The 22,255-nt window shown below is 61.5% G+C and carries 10 protein-coding genes, 3 tRNA genes, 3 rRNA genes and 3 pseudogenes; 4 read left to right on the top strand and 15 right to left on the bottom strand.

Features of this window, described 5'->3' with window-relative positions; genetic code table 11:
• Positions 1 to 260: 260 nt before the first annotated feature.
• On the top strand, positions 261 to 1,613 hold the full coding sequence (gdhA, locus tag ACUDAL_RS03680) for an NADP-specific glutamate dehydrogenase (RefSeq protein WP_444677178.1): 1,353 nt from the start codon (positions 261 to 263) through the stop codon (positions 1,611 to 1,613).
• Positions 1,614 to 1,713: 100 nt separating this feature from the next.
• On the opposite strand, the gene sugE is transcribed toward gdhA, so the two are convergent.
• From sugE to ACUDAL_RS03620, 12 genes and pseudogenes are all read right to left on the bottom strand, one after another.
• Positions 1,714 to 2,028 (bottom strand): quaternary ammonium compound efflux SMR transporter SugE, encoded by a 315-nt coding sequence (sugE, locus tag ACUDAL_RS03675; RefSeq protein ID WP_444677177.1) that lies wholly within the window; start codon positions 2,026 to 2,028, stop codon positions 1,714 to 1,716.
• A gap of 131 nt (positions 2,029 to 2,159) precedes the next feature.
• A 5S ribosomal RNA gene (gene rrf / locus ACUDAL_RS03670) occupies positions 2,160 to 2,275 on the bottom strand.
• Between the two features lie 81 nt (positions 2,276 to 2,356).
• A 23S ribosomal RNA gene (locus ACUDAL_RS03665) occupies positions 2,357 to 5,246 on the bottom strand.
• A gap of 223 nt (positions 5,247 to 5,469) precedes the next feature.
• Positions 5,470 to 5,545 (bottom strand) — tRNA-Ala (locus ACUDAL_RS03660).
• An 86-nt stretch (positions 5,546 to 5,631) separates the two neighbouring features.
• Positions 5,632 to 5,728 (bottom strand) — tRNA-OTHER (locus ACUDAL_RS03655).
• 16 nt (positions 5,729 to 5,744) lie between these two features.
• Positions 5,745 to 5,821, bottom strand: a tRNA-Ile gene (locus ACUDAL_RS03650).
• 93 nt (positions 5,822 to 5,914) lie between these two features.
• Positions 5,915 to 7,455: ribosomal RNA gene (locus ACUDAL_RS03645) — 16S ribosomal RNA — on the bottom strand.
• The 16S, 23S and 5S rRNA genes sit together here with 3 tRNA genes alongside, the layout of an rRNA operon.
• A 694-nt stretch (positions 7,456 to 8,149) precedes the next feature.
• Positions 8,150 to 9,327 (bottom strand): annotated as a pseudogene (gene prpF, locus ACUDAL_RS03640) (2-methylaconitate cis-trans isomerase PrpF).
• A gap of 67 nt (positions 9,328 to 9,394) precedes the next feature.
• A complete protein-coding gene (gene acnD / locus ACUDAL_RS03635; RefSeq protein WP_444677176.1) occupies positions 9,395 to 12,010 on the bottom strand; it encodes a Fe/S-dependent 2-methylisocitrate dehydratase AcnD in 2,616 nt (871 codons plus the stop codon).
• Positions 12,011 to 12,085: 75 nt separating this feature from the next.
• Positions 12,086 to 13,213, bottom strand: coding sequence for a bifunctional 2-methylcitrate synthase/citrate synthase (prpC, locus tag ACUDAL_RS03630; RefSeq protein ID WP_444677175.1), 1,128 nt, complete (start codon positions 13,211 to 13,213; stop codon positions 12,086 to 12,088).
• A 49-nt stretch (positions 13,214 to 13,262) separates the two neighbouring features.
• Positions 13,263 to 14,168: a methylisocitrate lyase gene (gene prpB, locus ACUDAL_RS03625; RefSeq protein ID WP_444677174.1), complete on the bottom strand. Its 906-nt coding sequence runs from the start codon at positions 14,166 to 14,168 to the stop codon at positions 13,263 to 13,265.
• 37 nt (positions 14,169 to 14,205) lie between these two features.
• A pseudogene (locus ACUDAL_RS03620) lies at positions 14,206 to 14,910 on the bottom strand (GntR family transcriptional regulator); the annotation flags it as partial.
• 236 nt (positions 14,911 to 15,146) lie between these two features.
• Here ACUDAL_RS03620 and pabB point away from each other — a divergent pair.
• The 3 genes and pseudogenes from pabB to ACUDAL_RS03605 all read left to right on the top strand — a co-directional run bounded on the left by pabB (position 15,147) and on the right by ACUDAL_RS03605 (position 17,361).
• Positions 15,147 to 16,503 (top strand): annotated as a pseudogene (pabB, locus tag ACUDAL_RS03615) (aminodeoxychorismate synthase component I).
• Positions 16,504 to 16,613: 110 nt separating this feature from the next.
• Positions 16,614 to 17,273: a phosphoadenosine phosphosulfate reductase domain-containing protein gene (locus ACUDAL_RS03610; RefSeq protein ID WP_444677173.1), complete on the top strand. Its 660-nt coding sequence runs from the start codon at positions 16,614 to 16,616 to the stop codon at positions 17,271 to 17,273.
• The gene (locus tag ACUDAL_RS03605; protein ID WP_444679300.1) at positions 17,197 to 17,361 is read left to right on the top strand and encodes a hypothetical protein; all 165 of its coding nucleotides are present in this window, start codon (positions 17,197 to 17,199) and stop codon (positions 17,359 to 17,361) included. Before ACUDAL_RS03610 ends, ACUDAL_RS03605 begins: the two co-directional genes overlap by 77 nt.
• Before the next feature lie 90 nt (positions 17,362 to 17,451).
• Here ACUDAL_RS03605 and cysB read toward each other — a convergent pair whose 3' ends face one another.
• From cysB to fdhF, 3 genes are all read right to left on the bottom strand, one after another.
• Positions 17,452 to 18,423 (bottom strand): HTH-type transcriptional regulator CysB, encoded by a 972-nt coding sequence (cysB, locus tag ACUDAL_RS03600; RefSeq protein ID WP_444677172.1) that lies wholly within the window; start codon positions 18,421 to 18,423, stop codon positions 17,452 to 17,454.
• A gap of 197 nt (positions 18,424 to 18,620) precedes the next feature.
• Positions 18,621 to 19,106: a DUF1641 domain-containing protein gene (locus ACUDAL_RS03595; protein ID WP_444677171.1), complete on the bottom strand. Its 486-nt coding sequence runs from the start codon at positions 19,104 to 19,106 to the stop codon at positions 18,621 to 18,623.
• Positions 19,106 to 22,072 (bottom strand): formate dehydrogenase subunit alpha, encoded by a 2,967-nt coding sequence (gene fdhF / locus ACUDAL_RS03590; protein ID WP_444677170.1) that lies wholly within the window; start codon positions 22,070 to 22,072, stop codon positions 19,106 to 19,108. The genes ACUDAL_RS03595 and fdhF overlap by 1 nt, the downstream gene beginning before the upstream one ends.
• Positions 22,073 to 22,255: the final 183 nt, after the last annotated feature.

The following is a 22,255-nucleotide window of genomic DNA, read 5'->3' as shown; positions in this document are numbered from 1 at the left end:
GGAGCTTACGATAAACGAACGGCAAGGCGCTGTCGCGCCATGATACCAGCACCGCCCAGGCTTGTCGGTGAGAGGTGAAATCGTTTTAATATCGTTTAATAGGTAAAGTTAATGTAGTGACTTGGTGCACACCTTTTTGCCTTTTAAAAGCTATTTTGCTTCATATCAATGTCTAATCCAAACATAGCCTATGCATTTGCTGCATAATGGTGCATTGAATTATAGTGGGCGCACCAACGATTACTCAGGACACGCCACAAATGACTTACGTCCATGACACCCTTGAAAGTCTGAGAAAGAGCAGCCCGGCTCAAAGTGAGTTCTACCAGGCAGCGGAAGAGGTACTGGAGTGCCTGCGCCCCGTGCTGGAAGATGTGCCCCGCTATCACAAGCACAGCATCGTCGAGCGTATTGTCGAGCCTGAGCGGCAGATCATGTTCCGCGTGAGCTGGGTCGATGACACTGGCAAGGTTCAGGTCAACAAGGGCTATCGCATCCAGTTCAACTCGGCACTCGGCCCCTACAAGGGAGGCCTGCGCTTCCACCCCAGCGTGAACGCCAGCATCATCAAGTTCCTAGGCTTCGAGCAGATTTTTAAGAACGCACTGACCGGACTGCCGATCGGCGGGGGCAAGGGTGGCTCCAACTTCGACCCCAAGGGCAAGTCGGATGGCGAGATCATGCGCTTCTGCCAGTCATTCATGAACGAGCTCTATCGCCACATTGGCCCGACTATAGACGTACCGGCTGGCGATATCGGCGTCGGGGCGCGTGAAATCGGCTATATGTATGGTCAATACAAGCGCCTGACCGGCTGCTACGAAGGGGTATTCACCGGCAAGGGACTGAACTGGGGTGGCTCCCTGGGGCGGAAGGAAGCGACCGGCTACGGTGCCGTCTATTTCGCCCAGAATATGCTGGCAGCTCGCGGCGACGGAATCGAAGGCAAGACCTGCCTGGTCTCCGGCGGAGGCAACGTGGCGATCTACACCATTGAAAAGCTGTATCAGCTTGGCGCCTTGCCCGTGACCTGCTCCGACTCTCGCGGCACGGTTCATCATCCGGCAGGGATCAACCTCGATACCCTAAAGCTGCTCAAGGAAGTAAAGCGCACTACGCTCAGGGAGTATGTCGAGCACCACCCGGATGCGACCTATATCGATGCCCAGGACTATCCGAGCGACGGTCATGCCGTGTGGCGCATCAAGGCCGATGTCGCTTTCCCCAGCGCCACACAGAACGAAGTGACCGAGGCTGATGCTCTGGCCCTGCTGAATAATGGCGTGCACTGCATCAGTGAAGGCTCGAATATGTCCTCGACAGCGACAGCCGTAGATCACTTCCTGGAAGCCAAGGTCGCCTACGGCCCCGGCAAGGCTGCCAATGCCGGCGGCGTGGCCACCAGCCAGCTCGAAATGGCACAGAACAGCAGCATGCAGCAGTGGTCAATGGACAAGGTCGACAACAAGCTGAAGGCTATCATGGCGAATATTCACCACCAGTGCGCCACCACGGCTGAAGAGTTTGGCGATCCCACCAACCTAGTCCTCGGCGCCAACATCGCCGGATTCCGCAAGGTAGCTGATGCCATGATCGACCAAGGCGTCGTATAAGCCGCTCCATTCGGCCGTCGGGCTTCCGACGGCCAAACGCGACAAAGCCCCGGCCTTCTCGGCCGGGGCTTTGCTTCATACGGGAGCTTTCTCACGCTTTCTAAGCAGCCAGCTTCAAGCCCACCAGGCCAGCAAGAATCAGCACCAAGCTGAGCAGCCGCAGAGGCGAAGCGCTATCGCCATAGATCAGAATGCCCAGCAAGACCGTACCTATTGCGCCAATGCCTACCCAGATGGCATAGGCGGTACCTACGGGCAGTACTTTCATTGCTTGTGCCAGCAGATAGAAACTGGCCACCATGGCCAGAATCGTGAGCAGACTAGGAAGCGGCCGGGTGAAGCCGTGTGACGCCTTTAGGCCCAACGCCCACGCCACTTCGAGAAGACCGGCAACGACCAAAAATATCCAGGCCATTGAGATTTCCTTCTGAGGTCCGAGGCCGTCCCCGGGTTGGCAGCACACCATCGGGTCGTCCCGCTGGCGATTAAGGGTGTTTTCCCCAAACGACGAAACCCCGACCAGTTGGCCGGGGTTTCTGAAAAGATGCCTGACGATGACCTACTCTCACATGGGGAGACCCCACACTACCATCGGCGCTGAGCGGTTTCACTGCTGAGTTCGGCATGGGATCAGGTGGTTCCCACTCGCTATGGTCGTCAGGCGAAAACGGTTGGAATCATGCTGACGCGATCGTCTCGTCGTATCCGTCAATGTGCGCGATGCGCAGACCCCTTGGGGTTATATGGTCAAGCCTCACGGGCCATTAGTATCGGTTAGCTCAACGCCTTGCAGCGCTTCCACACCCGACCTATCAACCAGCTGGTCTCGCTGGGCCCTTCAGGAGGCTCAAGGCCTCGGGGAGATCTCATCTTGAAGGGGGCTTCCCGCTTAGATGCTTTCAGCGGTTATCCCGTCCGCACGTAGCTACCCGGCAATGCCACTGGCGTGACAACCGGAACACCAGAGGTGCGTCCACTCCGGTCCTCTCGTACTAGGAGCAGCTCTTCTCAAATCTCCAACGCCCACGGCAGATAGGGACCGAACTGTCTCACGACGTTCTAAACCCAGCTCGCGTACCACTTTAAATGGCGAACAGCCATACCCTTGGGACCGACTTCAGCCCCAGGATGTGATGAGCCGACATCGAGGTGCCAAACACCGCCGTCGATGTGAACTCTTGGGCGGTATCAGCCTGTTATCCCCGGAGTACCTTTTATCCGTTGAGCGATGGCCCTTCCATACAGAACCACCGGATCACTAGAACCTACTTTCGTATCTGCTCGACGTGTCTGTCTCGCAGTTAAGCACCCTTATGCTCTTGCACTCAACGCACGATTTCCGACCGTGCTGAGGGTACCTTCGTGCTCCTCCGTTACGCTTTGGGAGGAGACCGCCCCAGTCAAACTACCCACCACACACTGTCCTCGATCCGGATCACGGACCTGAGTTAGAACGCCAATGATGCCAGGCTGGTATTTCAAGGTTAGCTCCACCCGAACTGGCGTCCGGGTTTCCTAGCCTCCCAGCTATCCTACACAAGCAACATCAGCGTCCAGTGTGAAGCTATAGTAAAGGTTCACGGGGTCTTTCCGTCTAGCCGCGGGTACACAGCATCTTCACTGCGATTTCAATTTCACTGAGTCTCGGGTGGAGACAGCGTGGCCATCATTACGCCATTCGTGCAGGTCGGAACTTACCCGACAAGGAATTTCGCTACCTTAGGACCGTTATAGTTACGGCCGCCGTTTACCGGGGCTTCGATCAAGAGCTTCGCCCGAGGGCTAACACCATCACTTAACCTTCCGGCACCGGGCAGGCGTCACACCCTATACGTCCGCTTGCGCGTTTGCAGAGTGCTGTGTTTTTAATAAACAGTTGCAGCCACCTGGTATCTTCGACCGCTTCGTGCTCCGGCCGCGAGGGCCTTCACACTAGTGCGGCGTGCCTTCTCCCGAAGTTACGGCACCATTTTGCCTAGTTCCTTCACCCGAGTTCTCTCAAGCGCCTTGGTATTCTCTACCTGACCACCTGTGTCGGTTTGGGGTACGGTCCCATAGAGTCTGAAGCTTAGAGGCTTTTCCTGGAAGCGTGGCATCGATGACTTCGGCACCGTAGTGCCTTCGTCTCACCTCTCGGCCTTGGGATCCCGGATTTGCCTAAGATCCCAGCCTACTGGCTTTCACCAGGACAACCAACGCCTGGCCCACCTAGCCTTCTTCGTCCCCCCATCGCAACTCTATGAGGTACGGGAATATTAACCCGTTTCCCATCGACTACGCCTTTCGGCCTCGCCTTAGGGGCCGACTCACTCTGCTCCGATTAGCGTCGAACAGAAACCCTTGGTCTTCCGGCGGGGGAGTTTTTCACTCCCCTTGTCGTTACTCATGTCAGCATTCGCACTCGTGATACCTCCAGCAGACTTCTCAATCCACCTTCATCGGCTTACACGACGCTCCTCTACCGCTCATCCAGAGGATGAACCCGTAGCTTCGGTACCTGGTTTAGCCCCGTTACATCTTCCGCGCAGGCCGACTCGACTAGTGAGCTATTACGCTTTCTTTAAAGGATGGCTGCTTCTAAGCCAACCTCCTAGCTGTCTGAGCCTTCCCACATCGTTTCCCACTTAACCAGGATTTCGGGACCTTAGCTGACGGTCTGGGTTGTTTCCCTTTTCACGACGGACGTTAGCACCCGCCGTGTGTCTCCCACGCTGCACTCACCGGTATTCGGAGTTTGCCTCGGGTTGGTAAGTCGGGATGACCCCCTAGCCGAAACAGTGCTCTACCCCCGGCGGTGATACGTGAGGCGCTACCTAAATAGCTTTCGAGGAGAACCAGCTATCTCCGAGCTTGATTAGCCTTTCACTCCGATCCACAAGTCATCCAAATCTTTTTCAACAGATCCTGGTTCGGTCCTCCAGTTGATGTTACTCAACCTTCAACCTGCTCATGGATAGATCGCCCGGTTTCGGGTCTATTTCCAGCGACTGGTCGCCCAGTTAAGACTCGGTTTCCCTACGCCTCCCCTATACGGTTAAGCTCGCCACTGAAAATAAGTCGCTGACCCATTATACAAAAGGTACGCGGTCACATGACTAGCATGCTCCCACTGCTTGTACGCATACGGTTTCAGGATCTATTTCACTCCCCTCTCCGGGGTTCTTTTCGCCTTTCCCTCACGGTACTGGTTCACTATCGGTCAGCCAGGAGTATTTAGCCTTGGAGGATGGTCCCCCCATATTCAGTCAAGGTTTCACGTGCCCCGACCTACTCGATTTCACGACACTCAGATTTCGGCTACGGGACTATCACCCGCTATGGTCAGGCTTCCCAACCTGTTCGCCTATCAGTTGTGCCGCTTAAGGGCTAGTCCCCGTTCGCTCGCCGCTACTAGGGGAATCTCGGTTGATTTCTTTTCCTCGGGGTACTTAGATGTTTCAGTTCCCCCGGTTCGCCTCCCAACACCTATGGATTCAGTGTGGGATACCCAGCTTGTGCTGGGTGGGTTTCCCCATTCGGAAATGCCCGGGTCACAGGTTGTTTGCCACCTCACCGAGCCTTATCGCAGGCTACCGCGTCCTTCATCGCCTCTGGCTGCCAAGGCATCCACCGTATGCGCTTAATCGCTTGACCATATAACCCGAAGGGGTCTGGTCTGCGATCACGTACGACATTGCCGGATACGCTTGAGACGTATCTTCGTTTCCTTTCCTGTCGGAAAGGAACTGTCAGCATGATTCACATTGTTAAAGAGCAGACTGTCAATCGACAGTCATAAACCGCTCATCGCGTGCTGCGAGGATGGCTTATGACTGCGGATCCGATCAGGTAAGACTGTGGATACGATGGAGCGTAATGGTGGAGCCAAGCGGGATCGAACCGCTGACCTCCTGCGTGCAAGGCAGGCGCTCTCCCAGCTGAGCTATGGCCCCGAAAGCAATTTGTGTGAGACAAGGCGCTTCGATGCGACGCATAGCCTGCTATGCGAGGTTCAAAGCAACGCCGTATCACGCAAATTTGGTGGGTCTGGGCAGATTTGAAACAAACCCGGCGACCTCACCCTTCTCTTTACAGAACTTCCGGGGGTGCGCTCTCACCAACTGAGCGACAGACCCGGCCGAAGCTCGAGAATGGTGGGTCTGGGCAGATTTGAACTGCCGACCTCACCCTTATCAGGGGTGCGCTCTAACCAACTGAGCTACAGACCCATTGGTCACGCTGGGCCTATACCCAAACAGTCTTTGCTCTGGCCGATCAGGTAATTCATTGTGAGCACTTGCCGCGAGGCGTGATACGTCGTTTAAGGAGGTGATCCAGCCGCAGGTTCCCCTACGGCTACCTTGTTACGACTTCACCCCAGTCATGAACCACACCGTGGTGATCGCCCTCCCGAAGGTTAGGCTAACCACTTCTGGTGCAGTCCACTCCCATGGTGTGACGGGCGGTGTGTACAAGGCCCGGGAACGTATTCACCGTGACATTCTGATTCACGATTACTAGCGATTCCGACTTCACGGAGTCGAGTTGCAGACTCCGATCCGGACTGAGATCAGCTTTCTGGGATTGGCTTGCTCTCGCGAGTTCGCAACCCTTTGTACTGACCATTGTAGCACGTGTGTAGCCCTACCCGTAAGGGCCATGATGACTTGACGTCGTCCCCACCTTCCTCCGGTTTGTCACCGGCAGTCTCCTTAGAGTTCCCGACTTTACTCGCTGGCAAATAAGGACAAGGGTTGCGCTCGTTACGGGACTTAACCCAACATTTCACAACACGAGCTGACGACAGCCATGCAGCACCTGTCTCTGCGTTCCCGAAGGCACCCCTTCGTCTCCGAAGGGTTCGCAGGATGTCAAGGGTAGGTAAGGTTCTTCGCGTTGCATCGAATTAAACCACATGCTCCACCGCTTGTGCGGGCCCCCGTCAATTCATTTGAGTTTTAACCTTGCGGCCGTACTCCCCAGGCGGTCGACTTATCGCGTTAACTGCGCCACAAAGTCCGCGAAGGACCCAACGGCTAGTCGACATCGTTTACGGCGTGGACTACCAGGGTATCTAATCCTGTTTGCTACCCACGCTTTCGCACCTCAGTGTCAGTGTCAGTCCAGAAGGCCGCCTTCGCCACTGGTATTCCTCCCGATCTCTACGCATTTCACCGCTACACCGGGAATTCTACCTTCCTCTCCTGCACTCTAGCCTGACAGTTCCGGATGCCGTTCCCAGGTTGAGCCCGGGGCTTTCACAACCGGCTTATCAAGCCACCTACGCGCGCTTTACGCCCAGTAATTCCGATTAACGCTCGCACCCTCCGTATTACCGCGGCTGCTGGCACGGAGTTAGCCGGTGCTTCTTCTGTGGGTGATGTCCTTCCTCGCGGATATTAGCCGCGAGGCTTTCTTCCCCACTGAAAGTGCTTTACAACCCGAGGGCCTTCTTCACACACGCGGCATGGCTGGATCAGGCTTGCGCCCATTGTCCAATATTCCCCACTGCTGCCTCCCGTAGGAGTTCGGGCCGTGTCTCAGTCCCGATGTGGCTGATCATCCTCTCAGACCAGCTACGGATCGTCGCCTTGGTGAGCCTTTACCTCACCAACTAGCTAATCCGACATAGGCTCATCCGATAGCGCAAGGTCCGAAGAGCCCCTGCTTTCTCCCGTAGGACGTATGCGGTATTAGCCTGGGTTTCCCCAGGTTATCCCCCACTACCGGGCAGATTCCTATGCATTACTCACCCGTCCGCCGCTCGCCACCAGGAAGCAAGCTTCCCGTGCTGCCGCTCGACTTGCATGTGTTAGGCCTGCCGCCAGCGTTCAATCTGAGCCATGATCAAACTCTTCAGTTTAAGATCAGTAGTCCGTTAAGCGGACCAAACTTGGCTCAAGGTTAAAGCTTCTCAAAAGACCCGAAGGTCTCGACGAGTCGCTTGCCTTGATAATGGTGTGACTTCTCACCACCTCATCGACAAGCGCCCACATGAATTACCTGATCGATTGTTAAAGAGCGGCTCCGGGCTCTATAGAGAGTGGAGCGTCTCGCTTGCTGTCGCGGCCGTCGATCCTGTGATCGAGGGGCCTCACCAGCGCCCTGCGAGGAAGGCGTATTCTACTCAAGTGCCGGAGTTTGTCAACTCTCTTCGTGGCCGTCACCGAGGAGACCCTGACCGCGAAGACCCGCCGGAGCGGGCGACCGCAAGCCCGCTGCCGGACTTGCTTTCGAGTGGGGCGCATTCTACCGAATTTGCCGTGGGCGTCAAGGGAGATTTTTGCGAAACGAATCGAAAAAACCAAAACAAGACAGCCACTTACCACTCTTCCCACCGCTGATGACGTTGCCCGTCACCGGCAGCGGATGCGTACTTTACGGCTAACCTGCCGAGCATGCAACCCCTGCGTCAGGAAAATATAGTCCAGCCTCTTCCGGGCGGCCATGACGGGAATCAATTTTTATCGCATCAAGACTAATCCCGTGCCGGCAGGCCAATAGCGAGACGCCCTGTGCTGCCGCACAGGGCGTCTGCCAGCTTGAGCCACCGCAACTCAGAAGCTGTCGCCGGGTACGCGTACCTGCCCTTCCATCAGCACTCGCGCACTGCGGCTCATTACCGCCTTGGTTGCCGTCCACTGCCCTGCCATCTGCGAGGCTTCCGCGCCGACTCGCAGCGTGCCCGAGGGTGTCCGAAGTGCACCGAGTTACGCTCGCCACCGCCAGCCGCCAGGTTGACCAGGGTGCCGGGTACCGCCGCTGCCGTGGCAATGGCCACTGCCGCTGTGCCCATCATGGCATGGTGCAGCTTGCCCATGGAGAGCGCGCGCACGACGAGGTCGATATCGCCTGCCTTGATCGCCTTGCCACTGGAGGCGACATAGTCGGCCGGCGGCGCGACAAAGGCGACCTTGGGCGTGTGCTGACGTTCGGCCGCCTCGCTGACCTCCTTGATCAGCCCCATGCGCACCGCGGCGTGGGCACGAATGGATTCGAACATCGCCAGCGCCTTGGTATCGCCATTGATCGCCTCCTGCAGCTCGGTACCGCTATAGCCGATCGCCCCGGCGTTGACGAAGACCGTCGGAATACCGGCATTGATCATGGTGGCTTCGAGGGTTCCCACTCCTGGCACCTCGAGCTCGTCGACCAGATTGCCGGTGGGGAACATGGCACCTTCGCCGTCAGCCGGATCCATGAACTCCACCGCCACCTCGGCGGCCGGAAAGGTCACGCCGTCGAGCTCGAAGTCACCGGTTTCCTGTACTTGCCCGTTAGTGATGGGTACCCGAGAGATGATGGTCTTGCCGATATTGGCCTGCCAGATACGCACCGTGGCCATGCCGTTCTCGGGGATGCGTTCCCTGTCTACCAGGCCGTTGCTGATGGCGAAGGGGCCGACAGCGGCGGAAAGATTGCCGCAGTTGCCGCTCCAGTCGACGAAGGGCTTGTCGATGGAGACCTGGCCGAACAGATAGTCGACGTCATGATCGGCGCTTTCGCTTTTCGACAGGATCACCGTCTTGCTGGTACTGGAAGTGGCCCCGCCCATGCCGTCGATCTGCTTCTGGTAGGGATCGGGGCTGCCGATCACCCGCAGCAGCAGGGCGTCGCGCGCCGGCCCAGGCTGACGAGCGGCTTCGGGAAGATCGTCCAGGCGGAAGAAGACGCCCTTGCTGGTGCCCCCGCGCATGTAGGTCGCGGGAATCTTGATCTGGGGAACATGTGCCATGAGGTTCGCTTCCTGAAATAAAGGAGCGCCCCGGGGTTTAAACCGAGGCGCTGCCGCTACGAGTAGGTCAAGCGGTTGTTTCTGCTTCGGACTCGAGGAAGTCCTGGGCGAAGCGCTGCAGCACACCGCCGGCGGAGTAGATCGTGACTTCCTCGGCGGTATCCAGGCGGCAGATCACCGGCACCCGCTCAACCTCGCCGCTGGTGCGACGAATAACCAGCTCGAGAGTCGCCCGGGGAGCCGGCTTGCCTTCCACGTCGTAGGTTTCGGTGCCATCGAGCTTGAGCGTGTGTCGCGTGGTGCCTTCCTGGAATTGCAGCGGCATTACGCCCATACCCACCAGGTTAGTGCGGTGGATGCGCTCGAAGCCCTCGGCAACGATTGCCTCGACCCCGGCCAGCGCCACGCCCTTGGCTGCCCAGTCGCGCGAGCTGCCCTGCCCGTAGTCGGCCCCGGCGATGATGATCAGCGGCTGACCGCGCTCCATGTAGGTCTCGATGGCCTCCCACATGCGCGTCACCTTGCCCTCCGGCTCGATGCGTGCCAGCGACCCCTGGATGACCTCGCCTTTCTCGTCCCGCACCATCTCGTTGAACAGCTTGGGATTGGCGAGCGTGGCGCGCTGGGCGGTGAGGTGGTCGCCGCGGTGGGTGGCGTAGGAGTTGAAGTCCTCCTCCGGCAGGCCCATCTTGTGCAGGTATTCGCCCGCCGCGCTGTCCAGCATGATGGCGTTGGAGGGCGACAGGTGGTCGGTGGTGATGTTGTCCGGCAGGATCGCCAGCGGCCGCATGCCCTTCAGCCCGCGCTCACGCGCCATGTTGCCTTCCCAGTAGGGCGGACGGCGGATATAGGTACTCTGCGGGCGCCAGTCGTAGAGCGGGCTCTTGGCCTGCTCGACCTCGTCGAGGTTGAACATCGGGATGTAGACCTGCTTGAACTGCTCCGGCTTCACGAACTCGCCGACAATGGCGTCGATCTCCTCGTCGCTGGGCCACAGGTCCTTGAGCGTGACGGGGTTGCCGTTCTTGTCGTAGCCAAGCGCATCCTTCTCGATGTCGAAGCGCACGGTGCCGGCGATGGCATAGGCCACTACCAGCGGCGGCGAGGCGAGGAAGGCCTGCTTGGCGTAGGGGTGGATGCGCCCGTCGAAGTTACGGTTGCCGGAGAGCACCGCGGTGGCATAGAGGTCGCGGTCGATGATCTCCTGCTGAATCTCCGGGCGCAGCGCACCGGACATGCCGTTGCAGGTGGTGCAGGCGTAGGCGACGATGCCGAAGCCGAGCTTCTCGAGTTCCGGCAGCAGGCCGGCCTCTTCCAGGTAGAGTCGAGCCACCTTGGAACCAGGCGCGAAGGAGGACTTCACCCATGGCTTGCGCACCAGGCCCAGCTCGTTGGCCTTCTTGGCCAGCAGCCCGGCGGCCACCACGTTGCGCGGGTTGGAGGTGTTGGTACAGCTGGTAATGGCGGCGATGATCACCGCGCCGTCGGGCATCCGGCCGGCCTTCTCTTCGGCCAGGGCCTGCTCCAGGTTCACGGCGATGCCACGCTCGTGCAGAGCCGACGTGGGCAGGCGCCGGTGCGGGTTGGAAGGCCCGGCCAGGTTGCGCTCGACGCTGGAGAGATCGAAGGTGAGCACGCGTTCGTACTCGACCTCTTTCAGGCTGTCGGCCCACAGGCCGACTGTCTTGGCATAGTTCTCGACCAGTGCCACCTGCTCTGGCTCACGGCCAGTCAGTGTCAGGTAATCGGTGGTCTGCTTGTCGATGTAGAACATCGCCGCGGTGGCACCGTATTCCGGCGTCATGTTGGAGATGGTCGCGCGGTCGCCGATGGTCAGGCTGTCGGCGCCTTCGCCGAAGAACTCCAGGTAGGCACCCACCACCCGTTCCTGGCGCAGGAACTCGGTGATCGCCAGCACGATGTCGGTGGCGGTGATGCCGGGCTGGCGCTTGCCGGTGAGCTTGACGCCGATGATGTCGGGCAGGCGCATCATCGAGGGGCGACCGAGCATCACGGTTTCGGCTTCGAGGCCGCCAACGCCGATGGCGATCACGCCCAGGCAGTCGATATGCGGGGTGTGGCTGTCGGTACCGACGCAGGTGTCGGGGAAGGCAACACCGTCACGAGCCTGGATCACCGGCGACATCTTTTCCAGGTTGATCTGGTGCATGATGCCGTTGCCGGCCGGGATCACGTCGACGTTCTTGAACGCGGTGCGCGTCCAGTCGATGAAGTGGAAGCGATCCTCGTTGCGGCGATCCTCGATGGCGCGGTTCTTGTCGAACGCCTGGGGATCGTCGCCGCCGCACTCCACGGCCAGGGAGTGGTCGACGATCAACTGGGTCGGCACCACCGGGTTGACCTTGGCCGGGTCGCCGCCCTTCTCGGCGATGGCGTCGCGCAGGCCGGCCAAGTCGACCAGCGCCGTCTGGCCGAGGATGTCATGGCACACCACGCGCGCAGGGTACCAGGGGAAGTCGAGATCGCGCTTGCGCTCGATCAGCTGCTTGAGCGCATCGGTGAGCAATTCGGGCTCGCAGCGACGCACCAGCTGCTCGGCCAGCACGCGGGAGGTATAAGGAAGTGAATCGTAGGCACCGGGCTGGATCTCCTCGACGGCCGCACGCACATCGAAGTAGTCCAGCTCGGTGCCGGGAAGCGGTTTGCGATATTGAGTATTCATGAGTCGACGGTCTTCGCGTGGTGAGTTAGGCAGCGGAAAAGACGGCCCGAAGGCCGCCTTGCTCGGTAGGAAGGCTCAGTCGCGCTCCTCGATCGGCACCCATTCGCTCTTCTCCGGGCCGATGTAGTCGGCACTGGGGCGAATGATGCGGTTGTTGGCCCGCTGCTCGAAGACATGCGCCGCCCAGCCGGTCAGGCGCGAACAGACGAAGATCGGCGTGAACAGCTTGGTGGGAATGTCCATGAAGTGATAGGCGCTGGCATGGAAGAAGTCGGCGTTGCAGAACAGCTTCTTCTCGCGCCACATGACATCCTCGACACGCACGGAAACCGGGTAGAGCACGGTGTCGCCGACGTCCTGCGCGAGCTTTTCCGACCACTCCTTGATGATGGCGTTGCGCGGGTCGGACTCGCGGTAGATCGCGTGGCCGAAGCCCATGATCTTCTCTTTGCGCTCGAGCATGCCCATGATCTCGCGCTCGGCTTCTTCCGGAGACTTCCAGTTCTCGATCATCTCCATCGCCGCCTCGTTGGCGCCGCCATGCAGCGGGCCACGCAGCGAGCCGATGGCACCGGTCACGCAGGAGTGCATGTCGGAGAGCGTCGAGGCACACACGCGGGCAGTGAAGGTCGAGGCATTGAACTCGTGCTCGGCGTACAGGATCAGCGAGACGTTCATGACCCGGGCATGCAGCTCCGAGGGCGCCTCGCCGCGCAGCAGGTGCAGGAAGTGGGCACCCACCGACTCATCGTCGGTTTCGGTCTCGATGCGCACGCCGTCATGACTGAAGCGGTACCAGTAGCAGATGATCGACGGCAGCACGGCCAGCAGGCGATCGGCCACGTCCTGCTGCTCGTCGAAGCTCTCCTCGGTCTCGAGGTTGCCGAGCATGGAGGCGCCGGTGCGCATCACGTCCATGGGGTGGGCATTGGCCGGAATCTGCTCGAGCACGGTCTTGAGCGCCTGGGGCAGGCCGCGCAGCCCCTTGAGCTTGCTCACGTAGGCGTCGAGCTCGGCCTGGTTGGGCAGCTTACCCTTGAGCAGCAGGTAGGCCACCTCCTCGAAGCGCGCCTTCTCGGCCAGCTCCTTGATGTCATAGCCGCGGTAGGTCAGGCCCGAGCCGGTCTTGCCGACGGTGCACAGGGCGGTGGTACCGGCACTCTGACCACGCAGACCTGCGCCGCCAAGCGGTTTATCAACCATGTCGTGTCTCCTTGCTGTGACGTGTTCTTGTCGTCGTATCGGGCCGCGCTCAGGCGCCGGCGCCCTTCTCGGCCAACTGGTTCTCTGCAAACAGCGCATCGAGCTTCTGCTCGAAGGCGTGGTAGTTGAGGAAGTCGTAGAGTTCGTCGCGAGTCTGCATCAGCTCGACCACATCACGCTGATGCCCCTGCTCGAGGATGCTCCGATAGACCTTGAGCGCCGCCGCGTTCATGGCGCGGAAGGCCGACAGCGGATAGAGCACCATCTGGCAGCCCACCTCGGCCAGTTCCTGCTGCGAGAACAGCGGGGTGGCGCCGAACTCGGTGATATTGGCCAGGATCGGCGCATCGACGCGCTCGCAGAACGCCTTGTAGTCGTCCAGGGTGTGCACCGCCTCGGCGAAGATGGCGTCGGCGCCGGCTTCGATGCAGGCATTGGCACGATCGATGGCAGAATCAAGCCCTTCCTTCTGGAAGGCGTCGGTACGCGCGATCAGGTAGAACTCCGGATCGATGCGCGCATCGGCCGCCGCCTTGATGCGATCGACCATCTCCTGCCGGGAGACGATCTCCTTGTTCGGGCGATGGCCGCAACGCTTCTGCGCCACCTGGTCCTCGAGATGCACGGCGGCCACGCCGGCACGCTGCATCTCCTTGACGGTGCGCGAGATGTTGAAGGCGCCACCCCAGCCGGTATCGATATCCACCAGCAGCGGCAGGTCGGTGGCGCCGCAGATGCGATGCGCATCCTCGACTACGTCGTTCATGCTGGTCATGCCCAGGTCGGGCAGGCCGAAGGAGGCATTGGCCACACCGCCACCGGACAGATAGATCGCCTGGTGGCCGACGCGCTGGGCCATCATGGCCGTGTAGGCATTGATGGTGCCGACGATGGGCAGCGGACGATGGGTGTTGAGGGCGGCGCGGAACCGGGCGCCAGGGGTGGTTTGCGTCATGTATCGGTGCTCCTAGGTTGACCTGGCAGCCCTCAGGGGTCGCTTCGGCTTGCTGCTTGAGAATGGCCGCGTAGCGGTCCACCACGTTCGCTCGCGAGGCGCTGACATGGCGGCGCATCAAGAGCTCGGCCAGCTCGGCATCGCCGGCCTCGATGGCATCCACGATCCGGTGGTGCTCGACGAAGGCACGCTGGGGGCGCGAACCGCTGGCACTGAACTGGGTGCGGTAGAGACGCACCAGGTAATAGAGGTCGTCGCACAGCATCGTCATCAGCATGCGGTTATGGCTGCCCTGGACGATGCGGTAGTGAAAGTCGAGATCGCCTTCGCGCTGGTAATAGGCTTCGCCGCTCTTGAGATCGGCCTGTCGCTCGTGAAGCGCCAGCACTTCACGCAGGCCGGCGATCTCCTCGTGCGTCATGTGCTCGGCGGCCAGGCGGGCGGCCATGCTTTCCAGCGCCTCACGAACGTCGAATAGCTCAAGCAGCTCCTTCATGGTCAGCTTGACCACGCGAGCCCCCACATGGGGCACGCGCTCGATCAGCCGGTGCGCCTCGAGCCGGCGCATGGCCTCTCGCAATGGGCCGCGCGAGATACCGTAGGCCTTCGACAGGCCCGGTTCGGTGATCTTGCTGCCCGGCATGAGCTCGCCTCTCACGATGGCATCCTGGAGCTCATGGAAGACCCGCTCCGCCAGCGTTCGAACCTCGGGATTTGCCTGTTCGGTTGCAACTGAGTTCATGATGATTGTCGACAATTAAGGATTGGAAAGACTTTAGACACTGTGCCTTTGTGGGTCAACCGCCCAGTCTGCCTCATTTCCTACGTCTTTGGTTGTAAACAAAACCCTCGGGGGCGCAACGGCATGTCGACAATCACCCGCCGATTCCGGCATCAAGCCACCACCGGTTAAGCGTCACCGGGACAAACCGCCTCGCGGCCCCTAGAATGGGCTGCCTGTCCGGCAAGGCCCCTCCTATGACTGTACGACTCGAGCTTCATCCGCTCCCCTACCGAACCGATCCCCTGCGCTATTTCGAGGCCTTGCGACACAGGCCGGGAGCCGTGCTGCTCGACAGCGGGCGGCCCGCCGCCCCCGGCGGTCGCTACGACATCATGAGCAGCGATCCTCGGTGCACGATCTGCGTCGATAACCGGGGTCGCGTGTGGGCAGATGGCGTTCAGGTGGCGGCCGCCAATCCCTTTGCCGCCCAGCAGGCGCTGCTGGACCGGCTCGACCTGGAAGTACCGCACAGCAACCTGCCCTTTCTAGGCGGTCTGATCGGCTACTGGAGCTATGACCTTGGGCGAGCGCTGGAGCCGGTAGGCGAGGCAGCCCGCCAGGTCGTTGCCCTGCCGAGCAGCCGCGCAGGGTTATATGACTGGGCGCTGATCCAAGACCACGAGCGCAGTGAAAGCTGGCTGTTGGCAAGCGCAGCGCGCCGGCCGGAGGTGCTTTGCTGGCTGGAGGGGCTGCCGAGCCGCCTCAGGCCTTCCACCTTACGGCTCCCTTTGCGGGCGAGCTGGATTACTCGGGGTATGCCCGCCGCTTCGCCAGCGTGCAGGCCTACATTCGCGCGGGCGACTGCTACCAGATCAACCTGGCCCAGCGCTTCAGTGCGCCTTACTCCGGTGACCTGTGGGCCGCCTACCGGCGCTTGCGCCAGGCTACCCCGACCCCCATGCCGGCTACATGGCATGGCACAGCGGCGATCGTCAGCAGGGCATCCTGTCGCTCTCGCCGGAGCGCTTCTTGCGCTGCGATGCCGATGGGCGAGTGGAAACCCGACCGATCAAGGGCACCCGCCCGCGCGGCACCAACCCCGCGGAAGACCGACGGTTGGCCGACGAGTTGAGCGCCAGCCTCAAGGATCGCGCCGAGAACGTCATGATCGTGGACCTGCTGCGCAACGACCTGGGTCGCGTGTGCCGCCCCGGCAGCGTACGCGTGCCACAGCTGTGCGGGCTTGAGAGTTATGCCAACGTGCACCACTTGGTCAGCGTCGTCTGCGGCCAGCTGGCCGAAGGGCGCCGCGCGCTGGACCTGCTCGCTGCCGCTTTTCCCGGCGGTTCGATCACCGGCGCCCCCAAGGTCCGCGCCATGCAGATCATCGACGAGCTGGAGCCGAGCCGACGCAGCATCTACTGCGGCAGCCTCGGCTATGTGGACGTGCGGGGGCAAATGGACACCTCGATTGCCATTCGCACGGCCGTGGCCGATGGAGGACAACTGCATCTGTGGGGCGGGGGCGGGCTGGTAGCCGATTCCGATGTTGAAGCGGAGTATGCCGAGACGTTGGCCAAGATTCGCCATCTCATGCAAGCACTGGAATAAAAGAGAGATCCTTTAGCTCTTAAAAGTATATATGTTGCTAACAAAACGGTATTGGGGACCGCTGCGCCGCCTTTGCTAGGGTAGCGGCATCTTCAGCTACGGAGGTCGGCATGTCGCCCTTCTCTCCCACCCAGTTCATCCTCGAACACGACCAGGCCTCTCCCAAGGAGATCCTGCGCGCGGCCTATGGCGCCTTCGGTGAACTGACTCTGTCCTTCTCCGGCGCCGAGGATGTTGTCCTCATCGACCTGGCGCTGAAAATCGCACCGAAGGAGCAGGTCAAGGTGTTCTCGCTCGATACCGGACGCCTGCATGCGGAAACCTACGCCTTCATCGAGCGGGTGCGCGAGCACTACGCCATCTCGATCGACGTCCGCTTTCCCGACACCGAGGCGGTCCAGGCGCTGGTTAGGGAAAAAGGCCTATTCAGCTTCTATCGCGATGGCCACCAGGAGTGCTGCGGTATCCGCAAGGTCGCACCACTGCGCGAACGTCTTGCCGGCTTGCCCATGTGGATCACCGGGCAGCGACGCGACCAGAGCCCCGGCACCCGCTCCAGCCTGCAGATCGCCGAGCGCGACACGGCCTTTGGCAGCGAGTCGCAGCCGCTCTACAAGATCAACCCGCTCACCCATTGGCGCAGCGACGACGGTGTGGAACTACATCCGCATGTTCGACGTGCCCTACAACCCGCTGCATGCGCGGGGCTTCGTCAGCATCGGCTGCGAACCCTGCACCCGGCCCACTCTGCCGCATCAGCACGAGCGTGAAGGGCGCTGGTGGTGGGAGGACCAGGCCGGCAAGGAGTGCGGGCTGCATGCGCTCAACCTCCCCGGCGACCGTCCGCAAACCGCCTAGGGAATCACGGCCAGGCGCAAGGCGGCGAGCGCCCTGCGCCGCGGTAACCACGCCCTGGCGTGCCGGAGTCGGCAAGGGCGGGCGTGGCGCTCAGCGCACCGGCAAGGGGATGTTCTTGAACAGCTCGTGCTCGTGGCGCGGGCCGGCGGCCAAGGCGGCATCGACCAGGTCGCGCTCGAGGTGGCTGGCAAAACCCTTGACGAAGTCGTACATGTAGCCACGCATGAAGGTGCCGCGACGAATGCCGATCTTGGTGACCGAGCTCTCGAACAGATGGTCGGCCTCCAGCACCTCTAGATCGCTGTCCAGCACCGGATCGTAGGCCATGTGTGCCACGATACCGACCCCTAGCCCCAGCCGCACGTAGGTCTTGATCACATCGGCATCGGCGGCTGTCAGCACCACGTTGGGCGTGAGCCCCTTGGCACGGAAGGCGTCATCGAGCTGCGAGCGGCCGGTGAAGCCGAATACGTAGGTCACCAGTGGCTGCTCGGCGAGGCGCTCCAGCGTCAGCGCGCCATCCGCCCTCAGCGGGTGGCCCTTGGGCACCAGCACGCAGCGGTTCCAGCGATAGCACGGCAGCAGCACGAGGTCGTTGAACAGTTCGAGCGATTCCGTGCAGATGGCGAAGTCGGCCTGGCCATCGCTGACCATCTGGGCGATCTGCTTGGGCGTGCCCTGCTGCATGTGCAGCGCAACGTCCGGATACTTGCGCGTAAATGCGCCGATCACCGGCGGCAGGGCATAGCGGGCCTGAGTATGGGTGGTGGCGATCGACAGGCTGCCGCGGCGCTCGTCACTGTGCTCCTGGGCCACTTGCTTGATGTTGTCGGTCAACCGCAATACCTGCCCGGCCAGCTCGACGATAGCTTCGCCGGCCGGGGTGACGCGGGTCAGGTGCTTACCGCTACGAGCGAAGATCTCCACGCCCAGCTCGTCCTCCAGCAGGCGGATCTGCTTGGAGATGCCGGGCTGCGAGGTGAATAGGCTCTGCGCCGTGGCCGAAACGTTGAGGTTGTGCCGGGTCACTTCCCAGACATAACGAAGTTGTTGCAGTTTCATGGCGCGCTCGGCTCCCTACCACCCAGTTTGCAATGCTGATGCTTCGATGCTTATTGGAGATTAGACTGCCCTCATCTAATCACCAAATGGCATAAAAATAAACCATCCGCAGCGCACCTCACGCTAGCCGGCTATATCGCTCCATGGCACCGCTGATCCCACTTCGGGAGGAGCCCTCCGCCCGCGCCTGCCTCGCCTCAGGGCCCGCTGGTCGGCTTGTCGAAGAAATCGCTCACCGGCTTGTCGACCGGCCTGTCGAGCCCCTCGGCAAAGGCCTTGAGCCCTTCGACCAACGGCACGATGCCACGCCACAGCGCCTCGTCGTTGAGCATGCGATAGGCCCCGCCTACCCCGGGGGCCTCCTTCTCTTGCGTGTGGGGCTGGTGCTGTCCGACACAATCCAACGCATCCTTTAGGGCGAAGGTGACGCGGTAGAAGCGCTCCGGCGGCACCTGCGACAGCATCATGGCCAGGATCGACAGGTTCTGCAGGGCATTGAGCGTACCTTCCTTGCTCAGGCCATCGACCACCACGCCGGCAATCTTGGTATTGGCAGCCACCAAATCGTTGGCCAGACGCAGCACCCCATGCTCATGCAGCGTCTGCAGCAGCCGCTCGAGCTCTTCATGGGCACCGGGGCCAATCTTGGGTGGCGTCACGTCGTGCGAGATTCGTTCAGCCATTACATCTTCCTCGGGTTGGATTGCTGGGCGGGCGGCAGCGTGTAATCACCCCGTGCCCATTTCACTTCGACCTCGACGCCTTGGGTCGGGGTACGGCGGCCATAGCGGTAGTTGTGAGCCGGCAGCGGCGGCTCTCCGCGCCGGTCCAGCACTTCCAGCTTGACCGCCGTCTCCTTGTAGGCCGGCGTCTGCACGTCCGGGTCGTTGTGCTCACCGGTCAGCTGGTTCACCCCCGGCTTGCCGAAGTGAATAGGCAGGAACAGCGTCTTGCCTGCCACTCGGTCGGTGATCACCGCCGGCAGCTCCAGGCTGTCGCGCCGGGAGGTGATGCGCACCCAGGTGCCCTCCTCGATGCCGCGCTCGGCAGCAAGTTCTGGGCTCACCTCGACGAAGCCACCCGGCACCTGGTCCCACAGGCCCGCGCTGCGGCCTGTCTGGTTGGTGCCCTGGAAGTGCTCGCGCATGCGCCCGTTGTCCAGCATCAGGTCGTATTCCTCGTCGGCGGCCTCGTCCGGCTCCTGCCACTCGAGGGGATGTAGGTTGGCCTTGCCGTCCTCATTGGGGAAACCGTCGGTATAGAGCAGCGGCGAGTCGGTACCGTCGGCCGCCACCGGCCACAGCAGCGACCGCCAGCCTTCCAGGCGCTCGTAGGTGACCCCGGCGAACATCGGCGAGATCCCGGCGCACTCGGCCATGATCTGAGAAGGGTGGGTGTAGCCCCAGTCGTGCCCCATGCGGGCGGCGAGCTCGGTAAGGATGCGCCAGTCGGGCCGGCTATCGCCGAGCGGCTCGAGGGCCTGGTAGAAACGCTGGATGCGCCGCTCGGTGTTGACGAAGGTGCCCTCCTTTTCGACGCTGGGGCAGGCGGGCAGTACCACATCGGCGAATTCGGCCGTGCGGCTGAGGAACATGTCCTGCACCACCATGAACTCGAGCTTCTCGAAGGCGGTGTGCACATTGTGGGTATTGGAGTCGGAGAACGCCGTCTCCTCGCCGATGATGTACATGGCCTTGATACGGCCCTCGTCGGCCGACTGCACCATCAGGAAGTTGCCTTCGCCGACCTCGGGCGAAAGCTGCTCGGGGTCGACGCCCCAGCCCCTGGCCCAGCGGTCGCGCGCCTCCGGATCCGTCACCTTGTCGTAACCGGGGTACATGTTGCGCAGGCACCCGAAGTCGCTGGCGCCCTGCACGTTGTTGTGGCCGCGCATCGGGTAGCCGCCGGTACCGGGCCTGCCATAGTTGCCGGTGACCAGCAGCAGGTTGGAGAGCGCCGTGCTGGTGTCCGAGCCGTGGCTGTGCTGGGTGATGCCCATGGCCCACAGCAGGCAGACACGCTCGCCCCGGCCGATCATCTCCGCCGCCTCGCCCAATAGTTGGCGGGAGATACCCGTCTTCTGCTCGGCGAAGTCCAGGGTGAAGGGTTCCAGCGATTCGCGGTACTCGTCCACGTGACTGACCCAGCGGTCGAGGAACGCCGTGTCGGCCAGACCATGATCGAACATGTAGCGCGACAGCGCCGACGCCCAGATCAGGTCGGTGCTGGCCTTGGGCCGCAGGAAGAGATCGGCGCGCTCGGCCAGCTCATGCTTGCGCGGGTCGACCACGATCAGCTTCTGGCCATGCTGCTTTTGGGCGGCCTTGATGCGCGCCGCGATCACCGGATGGTTCTCGGCGGTATTGCTGCCCACGATCACGACCACGTCGGCCTTGGCGATGTCCGCGATGGTGCCGGCGTCGCCACCGTAGCCGACGGTGCGAAACAGCCCCTTGGTGGCGGGGTTCTGGCAGTAGCGTGAGGAGTTGTCGACATTGTTGGTGCCGATGATGCGCCGGGCAATCTTCTGGGTCAGGTAGGCCTCCTCGTTGCTCGCCTTGCTCGACCCGATGAAGCCCAGGCTATCGGCGCCGTGGCGGTCGCGCACCTCGAGCAGGCGACGCGCCACCAGCGCCAGCGCCTCGTCCCAGCTCGCCTCGCGAAAGCGCCCGTTGTCGCGAATCAGCGGCATGGTCAGGCGCTGCTTGCTGTTGACGAAGTCCCAGCCAAACTTGCCCTTGATGCAGGTTGAGATGCCGTTGGCCGGCGCTTCGGGCACCGGCTGCACCTTGAGGATATGGCGGTCGCGGGTCCAGAGCTCGAAGGCGCACCCGACCCCGCAGTAGGTGCATACGGTCTTGGTGCGCTTGATCTCGGGCTGGCGCAGGTTCATGTCGATTTCCGACAGCCCCGAGACCGGCACCGCCCCCGTGGTGGTCTCGAGCTTCTTGACGATCTCGATCATCGGTCGCTTGAGCGACCAAGGCATGGCGGTAAACGGCCCCGCCTTGCCTTCCATGCTGTTCTCGAGCAGGGCGTTGCAGGGGCACACCGTGACGCAGTGGCCGCAGTGCACGCAGCTGGAATCGTTGATCGGCTTGCCGCCGTCCCACAGCACGCGCGGATTGTCGCTAGAGAAATCGATGGAGAGCGTCTCGTTGACCTCGACATTCTGACACGCCTCGACGCAGCGGCCGCACAGGATGCACTGGTCGGGATCGTAGGTATAGAACGGGCTGGAAGTGTCCTTTTCGTAAGGCTTGCGCTGGAATTCATAACGCTGGATGGGAATCTGCATGTCCACCATGGTGTTGTGGAGGGTGCAGTCGCCGTTGTTGTTCTCGCAAACCGTGCAGTAGAGCTCGTGCTTGGCCAGCAGGCGATCCATTCCCTCTTCCCGGGCGGCCCGGGCATGCGCCTGGTCGGCGCTGATCGTGAGCCCTTCGCGGGAGCTCAAGGTACAGCCACGCTTGAGCTCGCCGTCAACCTCGACCCAGCAGGCGTCGCAGGTTTCGAGCGCCCCGAGAGAAGGGTGGTAGCAGACGTGGGGCAGCGTGATGCCGTGCGCCGCGAGAAACTCGATGAGCGGCTGATCAACCGGCCCGGTGAGCCGCTTGCCATCGTAAGTGAGGGTGCACTGTGTCGTCATGGCCAGACTTCTCCTTGCAAGGCCCAGCGACACTGGCAAAACCATAAGGTTGCGACACAGGCGATGCACCTGCTCGCGCAACCGATGTGACCTACGGCAATGCAGTCCGGAGCTGAGCCATGTCCATATACCTTCCGCTCCGTCTTGTCCTTGCCAAGCTAGTCGAGATGGCGGGTGGTGTCT

Origin of the sequence: Halomonas sp. E19, assembly GCF_052439355.1 — a bacterium.
In the GTDB taxonomy this organism is placed as follows: Bacteria; Pseudomonadota; Gammaproteobacteria; order Pseudomonadales; family Halomonadaceae; genus Halomonas.
Note: the sequence above shows the minus strand (reverse complement) of the source record. Positions and strands in the feature narration are given on the sequence as shown.